Genomic DNA, 3,392 nt, shown 5'->3' with positions numbered 1-3,392 from the left:
GGCATCCCCGCCTACGAGGCTCACTCACTGTCGAATGCCGACACCCGTACGGTCTACGCACACGGCGAGCAACAGATCGCCCGGATCGCACAGGAATTGCGTGATCAGGGTGTGCCCGCCGACGAGCGCGCCCACACCCTGTTCGATCTCCGCAATGAGTTGCGCGGAACTGCACGTGACCTCATGTCAGATCAGGCTGCCGCCGACACTCTGCGGTCGAACGAGAAGAATTTCACCTGGGACGACATCGTCGCGAAGTACGAGGGGAGGGGACTGCACGGCGACGACGCCTACGACGCGATCTCGAACGCCGCGTCGACCAGCCGCCCCAGTGTCAATGCCGACCTGGGCATCGATCCGAACAACCCGCCGCCGCTCCCCCCAGTCGAACAGGGGGCCCACGGGGTGCGCGGCCCGCCGGAGTCCGGCAACGAATCCGGCGCCCAGACCGCCGATTCCACGACGCACCCGGAGTCGGTGCCGGAACCGGAGACTTCGCACGGGGAGCAGCCCGCCCCACGATCGGACCCGACGACGCCGGGCGACCGTCCCGACGGCGAGTCCGGTACGCAACCCGCCGACGGGGACCGCGTGGGCTCTGCCCGCGGAATCGACCCGGACCTCATGGAGGTCGATCCACCCCACACCTCGCCTGATGTCCACTCCGACGAGACGACAACACATCACGATGGCGATGTGGACATGGTCGACGCACCACCCACGCACCACGACGGCGACGTGGACATGGTCGACGCACCATCGGTGCATCACGCCGGCGACGATGTCCACCTGCCGAGCAACCCGTCACGATCCGACATCGTCGATGCCGCTTCCCGGCTCAACAGCCAGAACACACTCGACAACAGTTGCGCACCGATCGCGCTGCACCACGAGGAATTGACCCGCACAGGGCACACCACTATCCCGGAATCCATTGGCGCCGACCGAGCGGGAGTAACGGGAGCAGAGCTGCAGTCCCGCGCGGGAGACCGCGACTTCATACCGACCTCGACCGCCGACATCGAGGCGCACCTCGACGCGCTGGGCGACGGCACCACAGGCCTCGTCGTCGTGCGTCACCAGGATCAAGACGTGGGCCACGTCCTGAACGTGTCCCGTCGCGACGGTGTGAACTACATCGACGACGTTCCCGCAGGTGTTCACGGCAGACTCTCCGAACACGGCCTCGGCGACACGGTCACCATGGCTCACACCGGATATCGAGATCCGTCCGGCGCACCGGTGCATCGCGACGACATCCGACTCCAGGACGGCACCGGTCCGACCAACCGCACTCCTTTCGACACCGAGCAGTCCATCGGCGCAAAACGCAGAGCAGACGCAGATGACGGCCCCGAGCCTCCGAGAAAGTCAGCACGGCTCGCAGCAAGGGAGACGGCGCAGGAGCCTGACAGTCGTCCTGGCGGCGATCGATCACGCGACGACAGCACCGCGCAGAACCGCCCCAACGATCCGGAGCAGACCGGTCCGTCGCGCGATCGCGAGCCGGCGGACGGCACGTCGGACGAGGATGCCGGTCCGTCGCGCGACATCGATCGTGGGGCGGACAGCGGATCGACCGATGCTGATTCTGGCCCGTCGCGCGACCGCGCCACGCCGGACCCGACTTCTGACGATTTTGCTCAGACCCGGGTAGACGACAGTGCTCGCGCGGTCGAGGAAAATCAACGACTCGGTGACGACCGGTATCTACAGAGCGAGATCGACACCGCTCGGGCGCGGGGACGGCTCGACCCGGCCGACGTGACGTACAGCCATCACACCGAGGGCATAACCAACCCGGTTCTCGCGCAGGTCCCATTCGACCGTCTCGCCGCCGGCACGCACACGACCCGGGAAGTGACGATTCAGGAGTTCCGCAGGCTGATACCGGCACCCGAGGACAACGGTCCACACTTCGGACGACGGGGAGGCGCCAATCGCGTCGCGATTGACAGCCCGGTACTTGATCCGAACACCCGCTACGTTGTGCGCGGCCACGGAACGATGTACACCCGCGACGACGGCACGGTCGAGCTCATCACTTACGCGCCGCGTGGCACGTCACAGAACCCACTCGCACAGCACCGGTGGACCAACACAGTCGTCATCACCGATGCCGCCTTCTTTCATCGAGACACAAACGGGGCGTTGACCGTCTATCACGATGACGCACACAATCTCCCCGCAGCACAGCAACATCGAAACGACAACGCCCAGACGATCACGACGACCCACGTCCTCGATCAGGCAGTCATCGACCACCTGAACGAGCACCGGGACCCGAGCACACCGGAGATCACCCGTTCCGACTTCAACGCCGGCCATCCATACCGAAATCAGCTCGGCGCCCCGAGCGAACCGTACGTGTACTCAATGGAATACGCGGGAACCAATCAGGTTCAACAGGGCGATGCCCCAGGCGCCGGATACGCAACCGAGGACATCCTCTCGCGCGCACTCGGTGAACCGAGCACGGGTAGACGGGGGATCTGGGCGCGCACCGAGATCATGCGCGCGGGAGAGGTGGTGCCGGACTCGTATATCGTCGAGATCTCCCTCGACGGTGGCCGGAATGTCCACCGATTCGAGTTCCGAAACACGAGGAGTAGATCGTGACGCCACCCCTCGACCCCCGGTCGCGGACAATCGAGTTGTGGCGGGAGCTCGTCAGACGGTGCCTCACCGGGGCAAGCCAGATCACCGAATTCGAGATCCGGTTCACCACGGTCGGGGACACGATCTACGGGGACGTTCGGTGCTATCGCGCGGGCGACCTCGTCCGACACCGCGGCTTCGGAGCCCCGACTGCGATCCCGATGCCCGACTGCCGCGACCTGCTGGATGAGCTTCGTGCCATCGAATACCACCCTGACACAGGGTCATTTCTCACCGCCACGATCCGGGGCGCGAGCATCGGCGCCTTCTCCACACGCTCCGATCCCCTGCAGACCGATGCCCCGTCCGACGACATGCACTTCGATGCAGCTGATCTGCGGCGTGAGGCCCAACGCTTTCCACGCTCGGCAAACCCATCGTGGTGGATCGCGATCGTCGAGGCCGCCGACCGCCAGGCCACCGCGTTCGCTGCACGTAAGCAGGCCGAGCCGGTCGCGTTCACCATGTCGGAATCGGACAGCAAACCCGCGGTCGCCGCGCAGAGAGTTGCAGTTGTCGGCGCGGTCGCCGCGACGGTCGGCTCTATCGCTCCCGTCGTATCGGTCGACGCCAAACGGATCCGTACGGTGTATCGCACGCCATCAACCGGTTTCACGCACTACCAACGAAACGACGACCAGGTGGTGTTGTCCGGTTCATCGGAAGCAAAACCTCTCCTCGACCCTGCGGCGTTCGCGGGTGTTCCAGAATGGGTGCGTATCGAGCACCTCGAC

Annotated in this window: 3 protein-coding genes; 2 read left to right on the top strand and 1 reads right to left on the bottom strand. The window is 65.4% G+C overall.

The window, feature by feature from the left end:
• Positions 1-804: 804 nt before the first annotated feature.
• The gene (locus tag JHC79_RS20220; protein ID WP_296394187.1) at positions 805-1,101 is read right to left on the bottom strand and encodes a hypothetical protein; all 297 of its coding nucleotides are present in this window, start codon (positions 1,099-1,101) and stop codon (positions 805-807) included.
• Positions 1,102-1,128: 27 nt separating this feature from the next.
• Between JHC79_RS20220 and JHC79_RS20215 the strand changes: the two genes are divergently transcribed.
• Positions 1,129-2,619: a hypothetical protein gene (locus JHC79_RS20215; protein ID WP_296394185.1), complete on the top strand. Its 1,491-nt coding sequence runs from the start codon at positions 1,129-1,131 to the stop codon at positions 2,617-2,619.
• A gap of 35 nt (positions 2,620-2,654) precedes the next feature.
• Positions 2,655-3,392, top strand: a 738-nt coding sequence (locus JHC79_RS20210) for a hypothetical protein (protein WP_296394184.1), incomplete at its 3' end; no start/stop codon positions are given.

Origin of the sequence: Williamsia sp. (genome assembly GCF_016462415.1) — a bacterium.
Taxonomy (GTDB): domain Bacteria; phylum Actinomycetota; class Actinomycetes; order Mycobacteriales; family Mycobacteriaceae; genus Williamsia_A.
This window is presented reverse-complemented; position numbering and strand designations above follow the sequence as displayed.